Origin of the sequence: Bradyrhizobium sp. SZCCHNR1017, assembly GCF_032381375.1 — a bacterium.
Lineage (GTDB): Bacteria > Pseudomonadota > Alphaproteobacteria > Rhizobiales > Xanthobacteraceae > Bradyrhizobium.
In genome coordinates this window covers 107185-123252 of the sequence record NZ_JAUHIR010000003.1, presented here as the reverse complement: position 1 = coordinate 123252, position 16068 = coordinate 107185, and the positions used below count along the sequence as shown (strand labels likewise).

Genomic DNA, 16068 nt, shown 5'->3' with positions numbered 1-16068 from the left:
GATTCAGTCCCGTTCCCTCCCCCGCTTGCGGGGGAGGGTCAGGGTGGGGGCTCTCGCCGCAATGGCAGCGGCAATGGTTTCAAGAACGCCGGCGCGATTGGCCAGGACGTCGTTATTGGCAAAGCGCAGGATGTGAAATCCTTTGGCTTCGATCGCAGCTGAGCGTGAAGCGTCGCGCTGTTCGCCTTCAGTTGAGAAGTGCTGTCCGCCATCGAGCTCGATGACGAGACGTGCGGTGTGGCAGACGAAGTCGACGATGTAGCGGTCGATCGGGACCTGACGGCGAAAGCCCGCGCCGAGCAGGCGATGGCCGCGCAGCTCGGACCATAATATTCTCTCGGCATCCGTCGAGTTTTGGCGGAGGGCGCGCGCATTCGTTCGAAGCTTCGGCGAGACTGTCCAGATGGGCTTCTCGTCGTCCATCGACACCTCCTGCGCGGAGAGACCCCCACCCCAGCCCTCCCCCGCAAGCGGGAGAGGGAGTTCGAGCGTTTGCTGAGAGAGGGCGAGGCTCATCACGAGCTCAGCCCTCCGGCCAAGGTCGGCACCTCCAGCGGCTTGAAGCCGTAGTGCGACAGCCAGCGGACATCGCCCTCGAACAGCTGGCGCAGGTCGCTCATGCCGTATTTCAGCATCGCGATGCGGTCGATGCCCATGCCCCAGGCAAAACCCTGGTACTCGTCGGGATCGATGCCGCAGGCGCGCAGCACGTTCGGATGCACCATGCCGCAGCCGAGAATCTCCAGCCAGTCCTCGCCCTCGCCGAAGCGGATCTCGCCCTTGTCGCGGCGGCACTGGATGTCGACCTCGAGCGACGGCTCGGTGAACGGGAAGAACGACGGCCGGAATTTCATGTTGATGTGGTCGACCTCGAAGAACGCCTTGCAGAACTCGTGCAGGATCCATTTGAGGTGGCCGAGATGCGAGCCCTTGTCGATGACGAGGCCCTCGACCTGGTGGAATTGCGGCGTGTGGGTCGCGTCCGAATCGATGCGGTAGGTGCGGCCCGGGCAGATCACGCGGATCGGCGGCTTCTGGTTCAGCATCGTCCGCACCTGCACCGGCGAGGTGTGGGTTCGCAGCAGCATGCGCGAGCCGTCCGGCTTCGGATTGAAGAAGAACGTGTCGTGCATCTCCCGCGCCGGATGGCCTTCCGGGAAGTTCAGCTTGGTGAAGTTGTAGTCGTCGGTCTCGACATCCGGGCCTTCCGCGATCGAGAAGCCCATGTCGGCGAAGATCGTGGTCAGCTCGTCCATCACCTGGCTGAGCGGATGGATGCGGCCGGTCTCGGCCGGCGAATCCTGCAGCGGCAGCGTGACGTCGATGGTCTCGGCCGCGAGCCTCGCGTCGAGCGCCGCGGCCTTGAGCACCTCGCGGCGCGCGGTCAGTGCCTGCGTGACCTTGTCCTTGGCGAGGTTGATCGCGGCGCCTTGCGTCTTGCGCTCGTCCGGCGACATCTTGCCGAGCGTCGCCAGCAGCGCCGAGATCGAGCCCTTCTTGCCGAGCGCCGAGACGCGGACGGCTTCCAGTGCGGCCTCATCGCCGGCGGCGGCGATCTGGTCGAGGATCGAGGTTTCGAGCGAGGCGAGGTCGGACACGGTCAAAATCTCCGCGGGACAAAAGGCGGCTGGGTTGTCGCCGCGCGGGCGACACGGGTCAAGCGAAAGCAGGCATGTTGCCGGATAGCAAAAAGCGGCCGAGAGCATCGGCCGCTTTTGAAATCCTCACGATGCGGAGGCGATCAGGCGGCGAGCGCCGCCTTGGCCTTCTCAACGATCGCCTGGAACGCGGCGGGCTCGTTGATCGCGAGATCCGACAGCACCTTGCGGTCGACGGTGATGCCGGACTTCGACAGGCCGTCGATAAATCGGCTGTAGGTGAGCTCGAAGGGACGCACGGCGGCGTTCAGGCGCTGGATCCAGAGCGCGCGGAAGGTGCGCTTCTTGCGCTTGCGATCGCGGAACGCATACTGGCCGGCCTTCTCGACGGCCTGCTTGGCGGTGCGGATCGTGTTCTTGCGGCGGCCGTAATAGCCCTTGGCGGCCTTGAAGACTTTCTTGTGCTTGGCGTGGGCGGTCACACCGCGTTTGACGCGAGACATGCCGGAAATCCTTGGATTCAGAGATGACGATCAGCCGCGGCTTTGAGGCGGCCAGGGTTCGGAAGCGAGAGGCCGGTCAGGCGTTCGGCAAGAAGTACTTCTTGACGTTGTCGCCGTCGGTCTTGAACAGCACGCGGGTGCCGCGCAGCTGCCGGATCTGCTTCTTCGTCCGCTTGATCATGCCGTGGCGCTTGCCGCGCTGGGCGTGCATCACTTTGCCGGTGGCAGTCACCTTGAAGCGCTTTTTGGCGCCGGATTTGGTCTTCAGCTTGGGCATTTGGCTCTCCTTGATGCCAACGGCAAGCCGCCCGCAAAAGCGGCGCCATCCGGCGAAAATGCTCGTTAGAGCGTTGGTTGTGCTCAGGTTTCGGGTCCAAACGAGGACCCACCCGCACAGAAACATCGCCACGGCAGCCCTTGATCAGCCGGGCGACGAAGGCCGCGCTTATGCCAGAGACAAAGCCCGTTGGCAACGTCGAACCACGGAATCGGCTATTCCGACCCATGATCAGCCGACCATGACAGTCGAGGATCGACCATGACCCGCCGCGCCATCTCCGCCGCCTTCACGACCGCGCTGCTGACGGGCCTCGCGGGCCTGACGGCAAGGCCGGCGCACGCTGCCGGCTTCGATGGCGCCTGGACCGTGCTCATCATCACCGAGGCCGGCAGTTGCGACCAGGGTTACAGCTTCCCGATCCGGATCAGCGGCGGCCGGGTCCTCTCGAACAGCACCGCCAACATTACCGGCTCGGTTGGCCGCGGCGGCGCCGTCACCGTGCGGGTATCCCAGGGTGGTGCCTCTGCCAGCGGCACCGGCCGGCTTGGCGCCACGTCCGGCGTCGGCCGCTGGAGCGGCAAAGGCTCGTCCGGGACCTGCAGGGGGCGGTGGCAGGCGACGCGGTCCTGACCCGGGCCCGCAAAAGCGGTCCTGACGGGCGCCCCAAGAGAAAAGCCCGCCAAACGCGTGGCGGGCCCGGCTTCAGGTGTCGGCGTGCTGGACTTAGCGCGGCGCCAGAACCATGACCACCTGACGTCCCTCGAACCTGGCGTCCTGCTCGACCTTGGCGAACGCCGCCACGTCGGACTTCACCTTGTCGAGCAGCTTGGTGCCGATCTCCTGGTGCGCCATTTCGCGGCCGCGATAGCGCAGCGTGATCTTGACCTTGTCGCCCTCTTCGAAGAACCGCTGCATCGCGCGCATCTTCACGTCGTAGTCGTGGTCGTCGATCATCGGGCGGAGCTTGATCTCCTTGATCTCGACGACCTTCTGCTTCTTGCGGGCCTCGGCGGCCTTCTTCTGCGCCGAATATTTGTACTTCCCGTAGTCCATGATCTTACAGACGGGAGGCGAGTTGTTCGGCGAAATCTCGACCAGATCCATGCCGGCATCAGCGGCCATCTTGATCGCGACAACGGTCTCGACGACACCACGGTTGGTGCCTTCGGCATCGATCAGCTGGATCTGCGCATTGCGAATCTCATCATTGGTACGCGGCCCGTCTTTGACGGCAGCGGGCGGGGCTCGATTGGGGCGGCGAATGGGTAGTGCTCCAAGGTTGTGGAAGAAGGCGGCTAGTTTGAAGGAAGATGCTTTCGCGGGCAAGGTCGCAACGGTCCGGTGCGTCGAAATTCCGCCCGGTCGTCGCGGCTCCTGCGTCGCATGCGCGAGACTTGCGCGTCGATGCATTCCCCCAAGGAAGCCACACGGCCGAGAATTGCGATCAAACTCGCGCTTTTTCGGGCCCTCGTGGTTCCGCCGGGGGACATAGAGTGCGCGGCGCGCTTTCGCAAGCGGCTGCGTCGGGCCGCGCCGATTGACGGAAACGGCCGGTTCGCCCACACAACACCCGACAGCGAGTAACGATCCATGAACCCTGCTGCAGAAAATGCCGATCCGCCCGTCTTCGTCGCCGTCGGCGCGGGCGAATCGTCGCGCCGGATCGCGGTGCGGGCGCGGCCAGGCCGTCCGCCCGGGCTGTTCTGGCTCGGTGGCTTCAATTCCGACATGAAAGGCACCAAGGCCCTGGCCCTCGACGCCTGGGCCGCCGAGCGCGGCCGCGCCTGCGTCCGCTTCGACTATTCCGGGCACGGCGAATCCGGCGGGCGCTTCGTCGACGGCACCATCAGCCGCTGGCTCGAGGAGAGCGTCGCGGTGTTCCGGCAATTCTGCCGCGGACCCCAGGTCGTGATCGGTTCCTCGATGGGCGGCTGGATGGCGCTGCTGCTGGCGCGCGAGCTGCTCAAGGACCCGGCCGAAGCAACGCTGGCGGGCCTGGTCCTGATCGCCCCGGCGCCCGATTTCACCGAGGAGCTGATGTGGAAGGGCTTTGCGCCGGCGGTCCGGACCGAGATCGAGACCAACGGCGTCTGGATGCGTCCGTCGGAGTACGGCGAGCCCTATCCCATCACCCGGGCGTTGATCGAGGACGGGCGCAACCATCTCCTGCTCGGCGCTGCCATCAAGGTCGGCTGCCCGGTGCGCATCCTGCAGGGCGCGCAGGACCGCGACGTCCCCTGGCAGCATGCGTTCGCACTGACCCACCGCCTGCCGGCCGAAGACGTGGTGCTGACCATGATCCAGGACGGGGACCACCGGCTGTCGCGTCCGCAGGACATCACGCGTATGCTGGCCGCCGTCGGCGAGATGGGCTGACGCGGCCCGCTTCAGCATCGCGCCTGCCATTCCGCGCGGACGCTCTCGTCGGTCTCCGACGTCAGCGCGGCCTCCGCACGTCGCGCGTAAGCAGCCTCGTCGAGCAGCCAAGCGAGCGCCCAGGCGGCGGCACCGCGCACCAGCGGACTCGGATCGGCGGCCAGCCGCTCGGCTGACGGCGTCAGCGCCGCATCGCCGGAGTTGCCGATCGCGATCAGCACGTTGCGCAGGAAGCGGTCGCGGCCGATGCGCTTGATCGGCGATTTCGCGAACAACGCGCGGAACGCGGCATCGTCGAGCGCCGCCAGCTCCGCCAGCGAAGGCGCGCGCAACGCGTCGCGCGCCGCCAGCTTCGCCTCGCGTCCCGCCTGCGCGAACTTGTTCCAGGGGCAGGCGGCGAGGCAGTCGTCGCAGCCATAGATGCGGTTGCCCAGCGCCTTGCGGAACTCGCGCGGGATCGGCCCCTTGTTCTCGATCGTCAGATACGAGATGCAGCGCCGTGCATCGAGGCTGTAAGGCTCCGGAAACGCCGCGGTCGGGCAGCTGTCGAGGCAGGCCCGGCACGAGCCGCAATGATCCTGCTCCGGCGCGTCCGCCGGCAGCGCCAGCGTGGTGTAGATGGCGCCGAGGAACAGCCAGGAGCCGAAGCCGCGCGACACCAGGTTGGTGTGCTTGCCCTGCCAGCCGAGCCCGGCCGCTTCGGCCAGCGGCTTCTCCATCACGGCCGCGGTGTCGACGAACACCTTCACATCACAGCCGGCCTGCGCGACCAGCCAGCGGGCGAGCGCCTTGAGGTTCTTCTTGATGACGTCGTGATAGTCGTCGCCGCGGGCATAGACCGAAATCGCAGCATTGCTGCGCCGGGACAGGACCGCGCGAGGGTCCTCGTCGGGGCCGTAATTGACGCCGAGCATGATGATGCTGCGGACCTCGCGCCACAGCGTGGTGGGATCGGTGCGGCGGGACGGCTCGCGCGCCAGCCAGTCCATGTCGCCGTACTGGCCGGCGGCGAGGAAGCGTTCGAACGCGGCGATCCGTTCGGCGCTCACGACCGGGGCGGTGACACCGACGACATCGAAGCCCAGCCGTTGCGCCTCGGCGGCCAGCGCCGCCTTCAACGTCTCCGGCGTGGGCCTATCGGCGCTCAGAAGTCCAGATCCACATAGGTCCGCGACGCCGGCACGCCCGCCAGCCAGTCGGAGAGCAGCGGCCGGAACGACGGCCGCGACTTCACCCGCGCGTACCACGCCTTCGCGGCGTCGTCCTCGATCCATGGCACGTCGCCCAGATAGTCGATCGCCGACAGATGCGCGGCGGCGGCGAGGTCGGCATAGGTCAGGCGGTCGCCGGCCAGGAAATTGCGCCGCTGCGCCAGCCAGCCGATATAGGCGAGATGATAGCGCACATTGGTCTTGGCGGCGCGAATCACGTCGGTCGACGGCGGCCCGCCGCCATCCTCCTCGCTCATGAAGCGCTTGTAGATGCGCTCGGTGACCAGCAGGTTCGAGGCCTCCTCGAAGAACTTGGTGTTGAACCAGTCCATCAGTCGGCGCACCTCGATGCGCTCGGCCGCCGAGGCCGGCATCAGCCGGCGATCACCCATCTCGGGCCCACAGGTCTCGTCGATGAATTCGGCGATCACGCCGACACCGGGCACCGGCGGCAGGCCTTCGACCGACAGCACCGGCGTGGTGGCCGCGGGATTGAGCACGAGAAACGCCTCGCGGCGCTCCCAGGCGCGTTCCTCCACCAGGCGCAGATCGAGCCCGTATTCGCCGAGCACCAGCCGGACGAAGCGTGAATGCGGGCAGAAGGGATGGTGGTAGAGCGTGTACATGGAGCCTTTCGACGATTCCGCGGCTACGGCGCTTAACGAACAATCAACCATCGGTTCGCACCGACGCCTCGTCCCGATACCGGCGCGCGGGTGCGCTCGCGAATCGGACCATTAGCGCATGGTCGGCGAAAGTGTAAGCAGTAGGGCGACGGGCGGTCATGCGGGAAACGGCGCTTTCGGGAACAGCGATCAGCGCGCCCGATCCGCTGTCCGGCATTGCCTCGTTCCGATTCGCATGGCCGATCACACGCCGGTTCATTCATCGGATGTGGCCGGTTCGAGCGCTTTTTGCAATTGCGGGCGGGGGCCGAATAGGCGAGAAGGGCGGCGTTTTGCCGGCCATCCAGGATCCGATCAATGATGTCAGATACGCTGCGGGCGGTGCTTCTCGGCATCGTCGAGGGCGTCACCGAGTTTCTTCCCGTATCCTCGACGGGCCATCTGCTGCTCGCCGAGCGCTTTTTCGGGCTCGGCGACGAGGGGTTCTGGAAGAGCTTTGCGATCCTGATCCAGCTCGGCGCCATCCTCGCCATCGTTGCGCTGTACTTCTTCAAGCTGTACCGCGTCGCGATCGGCGCGCTGACGAACCCTGACGACCGCCGCTTCATCATCGGCGTGCTGATCGCCTTCCTGCCCGCGGTCATCATCGGCCTCATCGCCGGCAAGTACATCAAGGCGCTCCTGTTCGATCCCTGGGTCGTGTGCTTCTCGCTGATCGTCGGCGGCGCCATCCTGCTGTGGGTCGATCAGATCGATCTCAAGCCGCGGGAGCACGACGCCACGCGCTATCCGCTGATGATGTATCTGTGGATCGGCGTCGCGCAGTGCGTCGCGATGATCCCCGGCGTGTCGCGCTCCGGCGCCACCATCGTGGCGGCGATGCTGCTCGGCGGCGACAAGCGCTCGGCCGCGGAGTTCTCCTTCTTCCTGGCGATCCCGACCATGGTCGGCGCCTTCGTCTACGACTTCTACAAGAGCCGCGCCGAGATGACGGCGGACCATCTCGGTCTGATCGCCATCGGCTTCGTCGTCTCCTTCATCACCGCGATGATCGTGGTGAAGGCCTTCCTCGGCTACGTCACCCGCCACGGCTTCGTGCTGTTCGCCTGGTGGCGCGTCATCGTCGGCACCCTCGGCCTGATCGCGCTGGCGCTGGGGAAGTGAGCTGAGCCCCAGCTCCATCCACCGTCATTGCGAGCGTAAGCGAAGCAATCCAGTGTGGTGTCCGGGACTCTGGATTGCTTCGTCGCTTCGCTCCTCGCAATGACGTGGAGAGGCCGGGGGCCCCTCACGCGTTCTTACGCTGGAACTGTCCTGAGGGACGGAAGCGCCAGAGATATTGCGGAGCGACCGCCTCGAGCGAGTCAGGCGTGATGCCGAGGCCCTGCAAGGTCAGCCCGGCCGCCTTTGCCGCCTCCGACACCACGTTGTCGTGGCGCAAGAGCTCGACCTGGTCCGGCGTCAGCTTCAGCGGGCCCGGCGCGAACTGCAGGATTGCGGCCTGCAGTTTGGCGAGCCCGAACGGCAGCGGCAGCAGCGCGCGGTCGCGGTCGGTGATGTCGAGGATGATTTTCAGGATTTCCCGGAAGCTCAGCACCTCGGGCCCGCCGAGCTCGTAGGTCGCGCCCGGCTGCGCCTTGCCGTCGACCGCGTCGGCCACCGCGGTGGCGACGTCGCCGACATAGACCGGCTGCATCTTCGTCTCGCCGCCGCCGATCAGCGGCAGGAACGGCGAGATCCGGGCGAGCCCCGCAAAGCGGTTGGTGAACTGGTCCTCGGGGCCGAACACGACCGAGGGGCGCATGATCACGGCCTCGGGCACCGCAGCCAGCACGGCGGCCTCGCCGGCCGCCTTGGCGCGGGCATAGCTCGACGCCGACTCTGCGTCGGCGCCGATCGCCGAGACGTGCACCATGCGGGCGCCAGCGGCGGCCGCCGCCTTGGCGACGGTGGCGGCGCCCTCGGCCTGCACGGCCTCGAAGGTCTGCGCGCCGCTCTCGGTCAGGACGCCGACGAGGTTGATCGCGACATGGCTGTCACGCAGCGCCGATGCGACCGAGTCGGGATAGCGCAGATTGGCCTGTACGGCGTGGATCTGGCCGACCCGGCCGAGCGGCTGCAGGTGGCCGGCGAGCTCCGGCCGGCGCACCGCGACGCGGATGCGATAGTCGCGCTTGGCCAGCGCCCGGACCACGTTGCGCCCGACGAAGCCGGAGCCGCCGAAGACGGTAACCAATGTGTCCAGATTCGATGCCATGGAATGAGTCCTGGGATTGCCGGGCGGTCGGTCCGCCCCGGACGAGATAGCTGTCAGCGGCGATTCGCACCCCGCGGCCCGCCATCCTGGGCCGCTGTATAGCCCATCGCCCGCACCGCGGAAAAGGGAGCCGTGTTTTTGCGCATGGGGTGAGAAAAATTGTCATCTTGGGCGTTCAGCGGTTTGACAAGCGCCCGTTCGATCCGTACACAGCGCCCCCATGCCCAGGTGGCGGAATTGGTAGACGCGCTGGCTTCAGGTGCCAGTGGCTTAACGGCCGTGAAGGTTCGAGTCCTTTCCTGGGCACCATTTTTGGTGGTGACCTCCCCCGCACAGAACTCTGTGACAGACGACGGCGCTGATGCGCCTCGCGATCTGATTGGGTGGCATCGATTTAGCTGATGTCTTCGCGACATCAGCGACACGCTCGTCCCCGAGCCAGCCGATAATCCTCCTTTCAACGCCCGTGATGTAGCCGCTGCTGCCGGCTGCGAGCCTCCACCCTCCCCTGGAGGGGGAGGGTCGATCGCACGCGAAGCGGGCGAGCGGGGTGGGGCGATCTCTCCACGCACGCCAGCGCCAGAGGAGAGATCACCCCACCCCGCCTCACGTTTCGCTTCGCTCTCCGTGAGGCGACCCTCCCCCTCCAGGGGAGGGTGGGCACCGCCTTCGTGTCGAGTGATCACCATGACCGCCGTGGTCTTTCTCGTTTAGGGCAAGACCTATCAGCCTCGCGGCGCGCTTTGCGCCCGAGCCATGCCGATCGTCTCGCCCTCGAAATCATGAGGGCGCAGGGAAGGCCGGGTGCCGACCGCACCCATGGCCCGCCAGCGAAGGAAAATGCTGGCGGCAGGAACCACAGGTACGCGCCGGATCATCCGGCCCTCCCTGCGCGATTGGTTTTAACGGCTGCTTCGCGTTCTCCCTGGTGCGCCGGGCTTGGTGGCCACCATCCCCACGCGAAGCGAAAGCTTCGTCATGAGTTGATATCAGCGTCGGGATATCAGGACCGCGCGACTTGACCGTGCGTGCATCCTTGTTCGTCCGCGCGAACTGATCACGCTGCAACGACACACGCCCATCGCATCCCACTGCCAACGTCTCGTGACGGTCGCGACACGCCCCTCATGCGGCAGCAGGGACGCGCGGAAATGTGCAGGTGATCTGCCCGACGGCGCAAGGGAGAATGTTGCGACAGACTGGCACGACGGGTGATTTGCGCATGACAGGCATGCCATCTCCACCGTGATTGCGAACGAAGCAATCCAGAGCCACGGGTGTCGCCCGGGATCGCTTCGTCGCTTCGCTCCTCACAATGATGGTGGTGAGCACTACGCCCCGAGCTGGCTTAGGAGCAACCTCACCAATCAACTTGCATTGGCGCACAGGATTAGCACGTGAGTTCGGCGCAGAGCTTTCGCTTCACCGCCGGTGTCGTCCCCACGAACGCGGGGACCCATACCGCGCAGGCGGTACGTTCCGCGCGACTCGTCGCAGCCGGTGACCATGTGTCTCGGATCGGCGCCCGCCGACGCGTTGCGTCGGCGAGCTTATCGGCGACGACAGAGGATGCCGTTGTCAGCTGGCCGTCACAGGCGCAGTTCGCCCGTCCAGGGGAGGCCGACAAAGCCCGATGGGCGGGTCATGCCGTGCGTGATGCCGCGATCACGCGCGCCAGCACTGGCCAATACAGATCGCCATAGCCCGCCTCGATCGCCTCTCCGAGTCGCCTGTCGGCAAGCTCCGCGCCCGGCAGGTCGATCTGCACGGACCTGGCGAGATCGAGAGCATAGCCGATGTCCTTGCGCGCATATTCGGTCGAGAACGCGCGCTCCGGATATGTGTCGGGCAGCATCGCCTTCATGCCGTGGTTGCGCAGCGCGAAGCTGTCGGCCGAGCCTTTGGCCAGGGTCTCGAACAGCAGCGTGGCATCAAGGCCAGCGCGCTTGGCAGTCTCCAGCGCTTCGCCGAGCGCCACCACGGTCTGCATCAGCACCATGTTGTTGAGGATCTTCACGACCTGGCCGGCGCCCACGCCGCCGCAATGGGTGATGTCAGTCGCAAACATCGCAATCAGCGGCCGCAGCTTTTCGAACGTTGCCGCGTCGGCCCCCACCATCACGCTCAGCGTGCCGTCCTCGGCCGCCTGCCGGGTGCGGGCGATCGGCGCATCCGCGTAGGCGGCCCCCTCGGCCGCGAAACGCTCGGCGAGCTCCCGGCTGGCCTGCACCGGCGAGGTGCCGAGGTCCACGATGGTGTGACGCGCCTCGACGTGGCGGAGCAAGCCGTCGTCGCCGTCGCATACGGCTTGGACATGCTTGCCACTCGGCAACGCCATGAAGATCACGTCGGTCTGGCGCGCCAGCTCCGCGAGCGACACGGCACGCTTGACGCCGACGGCGGCGAGGCGCTGCAGCGGCGCGTCCGCACGATCGAAGCCGAGCACCATCGCGCCGGACTTGAGAGCCAGATTGCGGCACATCGGCTCGCCCATCACGCCCAATCCGATGAATCCGATTGCCGCCATTGCAAGTTCCTCTTGATTGGTCCCTGCCTGTCCAATCGATGATGATCGCCGCGCTGCAGGTTGGCCCAGGCACGCTCGGGATAGTCGTCCGAATATTCGCCGGTGTCGATCGAGCACACGACCTCGCCGCTCATGTCGGCGACGCAGACGTGGATTGAGAACAGGGCGCCGCGCGCCGGACCGTGACCCGGGCCGGCGCGAGTCGTGAACCCATGAATCCGCCGCTATGGCGCGACAGACTACTCGGTCTCCGTCTCGCCGCTGACACCCAGCCTGCGCAGCATCACCGTCAGCGCGATCGCGGGTAGCATGATCCACAGCGTGAAATCATCCGGCCGGCGCAATGCGCCCAACGTGGCGTGACGGACGAGGAAGCGTCCGAAAGCCGTGCGGCGCGAGGTCACGCTGCGCAGCACCAGCGGGACGCCAAAGGCGAGCGCCAGGACGACGAACGCCACGGCCAGGGGCCAGCCGCCGGGCAGCCGGTCGACGCCGCGTGTCGTGAATCCGACCAGTAGCAGCAGGCCGACCAGCGTCACGACGCCGCCGCACAGGCCGGAGGCGACGCGAATGAGCAGGTCGTCCTGCATCAGCTCGCGGTCGACCTGGCTGATCAGCTGCTTCATGGGCCGTTCCTCCGCTCGCGCGTCATCCGGGCAACGCACACGTGACGTCCCGCCGCGCGCAGGCGGACTGTACGATCCGGATCGCGTGACGGCCGCCGATCTTCATTCGTGTCGGTCGCTCCGAGCAGGTTCGATGCTGGCCGTTCGGTGCCGTCCTAACAAGGGCGGCGGCAAGACATGTCTGGATGTCGACGCGCAGATGTCATCGAGCCAGCCGGCGTGGACGTCTTCGTCGCTCAGACATGTTTGATCCCTGCAGCGGCGCCCTTGCGATCTGGAATTGTCGACGTTAGCATTTTCCCGCCCAGGTGCAGGCGCTCTCGTTTGCCGGCTGCGCGTCCGGGCCCGTCATCACGCGCTGCCAGTCCATGCGCCATCGCCCGATACTTCAATCATGACTCTGGCTCTGACAGCCGATCCCATTGCCTCGTTCCTCGTCACGGACCAACCCATGTTCATTTCGTTGATCGCCCCAGCGCGCGCGCAAGCTCCGGCCGGCGCGCCTCGCCCGTCTCTCCGGCTGCTGACTCTCGTCCTGATCGGCCTCGCCGCCGCGCAGTCCGCGGCCGCCGATGAGAGGTTCAGCTACGACGCATCGAAGCCGATGCAGTTCTTCCACGCCGGCGACGGCGGCAATTGCAACGGCTGCTCGTGGATTGCGGCCGAGGGCACCATCCAGCGCGACACGCCGGAGGTGTTCCGGCAATTTCTCGCCAAAGGCTGGAGCGGCTACGAGGTCGTGCTCAATTCGCCTGGCGGCGATCCTGCGGCGGCGATGCGCCTCGGCGAGATCATCCGCGAGCAGAACCTGCATACCTCCATCGGCAAGACCGCGGGCCGGTTTGATCCCGAGGGCAATCGCATCAACACCGTCGATGGTGGCCAGGACCCGGGCCATTGCGCGTCGGCTTGCGTCTGGGCGTTTCTCGGCGGCGTCCGCCGTGCCGCCGGCGACGGCGAACTCGGCGTACAGCAGTTGTATGATCCCGAGACGATCAAGGATCCGCAGGCCAAGACCGCCAGCGCCCTCGACCGCGCCGCCGACCAGGCGATGATGGGTAACTTGATCAGCTACGTCATCCGCATGGATGCCAGCCCGAAGCTACTGGCCCTGGCCGCAGCGCAGACGCCGTGGCGCGAGATCAGTTGGCTGAAGCGGCAGGAGATCGTCGAGCTCGGCATCGACACCAGCAAGGACTATTCCAGCCCGATGACGGTCGAGCCGTTCGGCGCCGGCGGTTCCTATATCGAGATCATCAGCCGCACGACCTTCGCGAGCTTCCGCCATCGTCTGTATTGCCGGGGCGACGCCTCCAACGTCTACCTGGCGATGATTCCAATCTCGAAATACGACAGCAGGACGTTTGAGGCGACGATGCGGGGCATCATGGCGGAGCGGTCAGTCGACCGGATCAGCGATTCCGGCAAGCGGAGCTTCCTGCTCAAGCTCGCTGCCATCGAGTCTGCGCCGCTCGGCTTCCAGACATCGGTTCAGATCGTCGGCGCGACCATGGCTGATTTGCAGGCGGCCAAGCGCATCGAAGTCTCCTACGACGGGCTCGGCAAAGTCGATTCCGAGATCGTCATGGGGCTGCAATTCGACCTCGCCGGTGACCGCCGCAAGATCGGGATCGTCGCGCGGTCTTGCGTGAAGTGAGCGTCGAGGCTCTCCCGCTTCGCCTGGCGCACAACTGCGCAAGCATCGCGAAGTACTGACGAACCGGTGGTTGGCGCCCGCCGTCCGGGCGCCCCGATTGGCGAAAACGGCCGTTGGCTCAGCGTCATTCGTCGCTCGTGCAATAGATCGAAACTTCGATGCCGATGCCGGCCTGGCCGGCAGCTGCTGCCAGCCCAGCCGGAATCTTCAAGGACGTCGCCGCCAGTGACGACGGAAAGGCCACCGCAATGTCCAGGACCGGCGATCCGATGCGGCCGCAGGCGTTCAGGTGTCGCAAGGTGTCCCTTACCGACTGCACGCAACCGATCGCCGCGGCCCATGCATCGGGTTCATCCGCGATGTCGATCTGGGCGTAGGCCGAGGTGCCATCCCCGGATGACTCGTAGCGGCTGAGCCGGCCTCTCAACGCCGCCTCCAACTCGTCGCGCGACAGCGTGGCGCTGGGGATGCGGATCACGATGCACAGAGGTCGCCGACCAGCCATGGTCACCCCTGTCTTCATCATCGTTCGGCGCCTTGCCAGCCGTCGATCGCGATCAGCTGCCTGACGAGCGCGCCGCCGCCGAAGCCGCGATAGACCTCCAGCCGGTCGTCATGAGAGAGGACGAGTAGCTGGCGTCCAGGCTTCGCAGTCAACACCGCATCCCAACCGAGATCGAGCGCGAAGCCGATCAGCTCGGACAGCAGCGCCGCTTCGCCTGCCTCGAGCCAGTGGCCCGGCGCGTCGTACAGCCGGCGGGTCTCGCCATGCGCGGTCCGCCAGCGCCGATAACCGTGCCATCGCTCGTCATGGGCGTCGTGCTCGCCGTAGCCGTCGCCGCTCAGACTGAACAGGAACAGCAGCGTCGCCTCGGACATGGCTCCGGCCGCTTGCGCGATCGCATTTGCAGCGGCGGAATAGTCGCGCCTGCCGCTCTTGTAATAGAGAATGGATTTGGGCCCGTCGTGGGAGGCGACCTCTCGCCCGAGCCTCTGCTCCAGCGCACGCGTCTCGGCGCGCGGCAAAAATCTCATGACGCTCGTCCCACCTAAACCTCTCGGTGACGCCGGACCAGGATCATGCCGGCCTCCGGCGCGTCATAATGGGTCAGGCCCTGCCGGTCCCAAACGATCATGACACTCCGTTGCAGATAGGCCCAAGCCTGTTCCGGATAGTCGTCGGAGTATTCGCGGGTGTCGATCGAGCAGACGACCCTGCCGCTCATGCCGGCGACGCTCACCTCGTCGCCGAGTCTCGCGATCCGACCGTCAGGGTAGTGCATATCGGGCGTCCTTCCGTTCGGGGTCATCTTCGCCGCAGGTCTGACAGGGATACACGGTGATGCCGACGTCCGCACCGAGCCCAGCGATCCGGAGCAGGAGATCGGCGGGGATCGTCACGTCGAGCGCGGGGAAATCACGACCGCCTTCGAAGCCATAGGAGAAAGTGCGCGACGTGCAGCCGTTCCACAGCTCTTGCGCCGTGCCAGGCAGCGATTCGATCAGGGTCAGGAATTGCAGCGTGCATGTGATCGGATGCGGCGATCCGGTGCCGTTGGTCTCCAGCACCAGCAGGAATTCCTGCTCATGCTCCTGATGATGCAGCACGTGGACGCGCTCGTCGAGATGCGCGATCAGCGACGTGAAGTCGGACTTCGATTTCAGGACGAGATCGAGATTGAGGAAGTGCGACAGTGCGGCCATGGGTTCACGCAGATGACTGCGCGCCAGGGGCGCAGAGTGTTTCGCTGTTGATCATCGTACTTGGCCCCAGACGACATCGAGTTCTTCGAATAGATGGCGCTCGACGGGATCGGCCGCCTTGTCCGGGAGCTCGCGAACCTGTTTCAGGTAGGAGCGGATCGCATTGCGCTGGGTGTCGGAGAAGCCTTCCCAGAATTGAAGCCAGACCGGCCGGTCCGTCCGGCGCCGACGGCCCGCCGGCAGCAAGGAGTCGAGTGCCCAATCCAGATAGCTGGTGTCATTGAGCACGCCGACCAGCAGCGACGGCAGATAGTAGCGGAACGTATCGGGATGCAGAAAGCACCTCACGGATGAAGGGTGACCGATCATCAGCCAGTCGTAGAGCGTGACGTCGGTCCGACGCCGTTGCGCCAGCCGCCCGACGAGTTCGTGGGGGATGTCGCCCCCTGCTTGCGCGCCGCCTTCGATCCAGAACGTATCGGGCAGCGGCTCTGTCGGAAAAGCTGTCCGCATCAAGGTGGATAAATCGATGATCATGGCTGGTCGGCTTGTGTGTCGTTCGGCGCGGCAGCGGGGCGGCTGTTGCCGACCGTCGCGTCGGCAACGTAACTCGCGCAGACGCACAACATCGTACCAAACGACCGACAATTTGAGCGATTTTCGCCTGGGCGGGCGACGCCGCCAACCTCTACATGGCGATGAT

General features: G+C 66.0%; 19 protein-coding genes and 1 tRNA gene. 5 read left to right on the top strand and 15 right to left on the bottom strand.

The genetic code is table 11. From position 1 onward, the window contains the following. Positions 1–3: 3 nt before the first annotated feature. From QW863_RS09485 to rpmI, 4 genes are all read right to left on the bottom strand, one after another. The gene (locus QW863_RS09485) at positions 4–423 is read right to left on the bottom strand and encodes an endonuclease domain-containing protein (protein ID WP_315716850.1); all 420 of its coding nucleotides are present in this window, start codon (positions 421–423) and stop codon (positions 4–6) included. A 92-nt stretch (positions 424–515) separates the two neighbouring features. Continuing rightward, positions 516–1598 carry a phenylalanine--tRNA ligase subunit alpha gene (gene pheS / locus QW863_RS09480; RefSeq protein ID WP_315716851.1) on the bottom strand — a complete coding sequence of 361 codons (1083 nt, stop codon included), beginning with the start codon at positions 1596–1598 and terminating at the stop codon, positions 516–518. Between the two features lie 143 nt (positions 1599–1741). Beyond that, positions 1742–2101 (bottom strand): 50S ribosomal protein L20, encoded by a 360-nt coding sequence (gene rplT / locus QW863_RS09475; protein WP_012040570.1) that lies wholly within the window; start codon positions 2099–2101, stop codon positions 1742–1744. 76 nt (positions 2102–2177) lie between these two features. Next, the gene (rpmI, locus tag QW863_RS09470; RefSeq protein ID WP_008539890.1) at positions 2178–2378 is read right to left on the bottom strand and encodes a 50S ribosomal protein L35; all 201 of its coding nucleotides are present in this window, start codon (positions 2376–2378) and stop codon (positions 2178–2180) included. A 261-nt stretch (positions 2379–2639) separates the two neighbouring features. Between rpmI and QW863_RS09465 the strand changes: the two genes are divergently transcribed. Continuing rightward, the gene (locus QW863_RS09465) at positions 2640–3011 is read left to right on the top strand and encodes a hypothetical protein (RefSeq protein ID WP_315716852.1); all 372 of its coding nucleotides are present in this window, start codon (positions 2640–2642) and stop codon (positions 3009–3011) included. A gap of 93 nt (positions 3012–3104) precedes the next feature. On the opposite strand, the gene infC is transcribed toward QW863_RS09465, so the two are convergent. Further along, a complete protein-coding gene (infC, locus tag QW863_RS09460) occupies positions 3105–3644 on the bottom strand; it encodes a translation initiation factor IF-3 (protein WP_315716960.1) in 540 nt (179 codons plus the stop codon). A 327-nt stretch (positions 3645–3971) separates the two neighbouring features. On the opposite strand from infC, the gene QW863_RS09455 reads away from it, so the two are divergent. Beyond that, on the top strand, positions 3972–4757 hold the full coding sequence (locus tag QW863_RS09455; protein WP_315716853.1) for an alpha/beta hydrolase: 786 nt from the start codon (positions 3972–3974) through the stop codon (positions 4755–4757). A gap of 11 nt (positions 4758–4768) precedes the next feature. On the opposite strand, the gene queG is transcribed toward QW863_RS09455, so the two are convergent. Both queG and QW863_RS09445 read right to left on the bottom strand, forming a co-directional pair. Next, positions 4769–5953 (bottom strand): tRNA epoxyqueuosine(34) reductase QueG, encoded by a 1185-nt coding sequence (gene queG, locus QW863_RS09450; protein WP_315716961.1) that lies wholly within the window; start codon positions 5951–5953, stop codon positions 4769–4771. After that, positions 5902–6594: a glutathione S-transferase family protein gene (locus tag QW863_RS09445; RefSeq protein ID WP_315716854.1), complete on the bottom strand. Its 693-nt coding sequence runs from the start codon at positions 6592–6594 to the stop codon at positions 5902–5904. Before QW863_RS09445 ends, queG begins: the two co-directional genes overlap by 52 nt. A 357-nt stretch (positions 6595–6951) precedes the next feature. On the opposite strand from QW863_RS09445, the gene QW863_RS09440 reads away from it, so the two are divergent. Next, positions 6952–7758: an undecaprenyl-diphosphate phosphatase gene (locus tag QW863_RS09440; RefSeq protein ID WP_315716855.1), complete on the top strand. Its 807-nt coding sequence runs from the start codon at positions 6952–6954 to the stop codon at positions 7756–7758. 124 nt (positions 7759–7882) lie between these two features. On the opposite strand, the gene QW863_RS09435 is transcribed toward QW863_RS09440, so the two are convergent. After that, entirely contained in the window at positions 7883–8851 is a 969-nt protein-coding gene (locus QW863_RS09435; protein WP_315716856.1) for a complex I NDUFA9 subunit family protein, read from the bottom strand. Positions 8852–9073: 222 nt separating this feature from the next. On the opposite strand from QW863_RS09435, the gene QW863_RS09430 reads away from it, so the two are divergent. Continuing rightward, positions 9074–9160 (top strand) — tRNA-Leu (locus tag QW863_RS09430). Between the two features lie 1333 nt (positions 9161–10493). Here QW863_RS09430 and QW863_RS09425 read toward each other — a convergent pair. Then, the gene (locus QW863_RS09425; protein WP_315716962.1) at positions 10494–11414 is read right to left on the bottom strand and encodes an NAD(P)-dependent oxidoreductase; all 921 of its coding nucleotides are present in this window, start codon (positions 11412–11414) and stop codon (positions 10494–10496) included. 203 nt (positions 11415–11617) lie between these two features. Then, on the bottom strand, positions 11618–12004 hold the full coding sequence (locus QW863_RS09420) for a hypothetical protein (protein WP_315716857.1): 387 nt from the start codon (positions 12002–12004) through the stop codon (positions 11618–11620). A 451-nt stretch (positions 12005–12455) separates the two neighbouring features. On the opposite strand from QW863_RS09420, the gene QW863_RS09415 reads away from it, so the two are divergent. Then, on the top strand, positions 12456–13661 hold the full coding sequence (locus QW863_RS09415) for a hypothetical protein (RefSeq protein WP_315716858.1): 1206 nt from the start codon (positions 12456–12458) through the stop codon (positions 13659–13661). Between the two features lie 124 nt (positions 13662–13785). Here the strand turns inward: QW863_RS09415 and QW863_RS09410 are convergent, their stop codons facing one another. The 5 genes from QW863_RS09410 to QW863_RS09390 are packed head-to-tail and all read right to left on the bottom strand — an operon-like array spanning position 13786 to position 15902. Then, positions 13786–14187: a hypothetical protein gene (locus QW863_RS09410; RefSeq protein ID WP_315716859.1), complete on the bottom strand. Its 402-nt coding sequence runs from the start codon at positions 14185–14187 to the stop codon at positions 13786–13788. Next, a complete protein-coding gene (locus tag QW863_RS09405; protein WP_315716860.1) occupies positions 14184–14696 on the bottom strand; it encodes a hypothetical protein in 513 nt (170 codons plus the stop codon). The genes QW863_RS09410 and QW863_RS09405 overlap by 4 nt, the downstream gene beginning before the upstream one ends. Before the next feature lie 14 nt (positions 14697–14710). After that, positions 14711–14944 (bottom strand): hypothetical protein, encoded by a 234-nt coding sequence (locus tag QW863_RS09400; RefSeq protein WP_315716861.1) that lies wholly within the window; start codon positions 14942–14944, stop codon positions 14711–14713. Beyond that, on the bottom strand, positions 14931–15365 hold the full coding sequence (locus QW863_RS09395) for a hypothetical protein (RefSeq protein WP_315716862.1): 435 nt from the start codon (positions 15363–15365) through the stop codon (positions 14931–14933). The genes QW863_RS09400 and QW863_RS09395 overlap by 14 nt, the downstream gene beginning before the upstream one ends. Positions 15366–15416: 51 nt before the next feature. Beyond that, positions 15417–15902, bottom strand: a complete 486-nt coding sequence (locus QW863_RS09390; protein ID WP_315716863.1) for a DUF6714 family protein — start codon at positions 15900–15902, stop codon at positions 15417–15419. Positions 15903–16068: the final 166 nt, after the last annotated feature.